Origin of the sequence: Streptomyces flavochromogenes, assembly GCF_000717595.1 — a bacterium.
GTDB classification, from domain to species: domain Bacteria; phylum Actinomycetota; class Actinomycetes; order Streptomycetales; family Streptomycetaceae; genus Streptomyces; species Streptomyces flavochromogenes.
The window spans coordinates 1-360 of sequence record NZ_JNZO01000120.1 but is presented as its reverse complement, the minus strand read 5'-3'; the positions used below and the strand labels follow the sequence as shown (position 1 = coordinate 360).

1 protein-coding gene is annotated in these 360 nt (G+C 64.7%); it reads left to right on the top strand.

Annotated features, from left to right (window positions below):
* Positions 1 to 360 (top strand): condensation domain-containing protein (locus IF00_RS42300; protein WP_037640602.1); only part of this gene is annotated, 360 nt, incomplete at both ends.

Sequence of the window (360 nt, the reverse complement as noted above, 5' to 3'; positions counted from 1 at the left end):
TGATGTCCCGATCGGTTCGCCGGTCGCGGGGCGGACGGATCAGGCTCTCGACGATCTCGTGGGCTTCTTCGTCAATACGTTGGTTCTGCGTACGGATGTGGGTGGTGATCCCACCTTCCGTGAGGTGTTGGGCCGGGTGCGGGAGACGGATCTTTCCGCGTGGGCTCATCAGGACCTTCCGTTCGACCGGCTGGTCGAGGTGCTCAATCCGGAGCGTTCGGCTTCCCGGCATCCGTTGTTCCAGGTGATGCTCACCGTGGGTGACACGGCGGTGGGCGCACCTGGGCTCGGGGATCTGCGGGCGGAGTTCGTGGCTCCGGAGCTGCGGATCGCGAAGTTCGATCTGACCTTCGCGTTCGG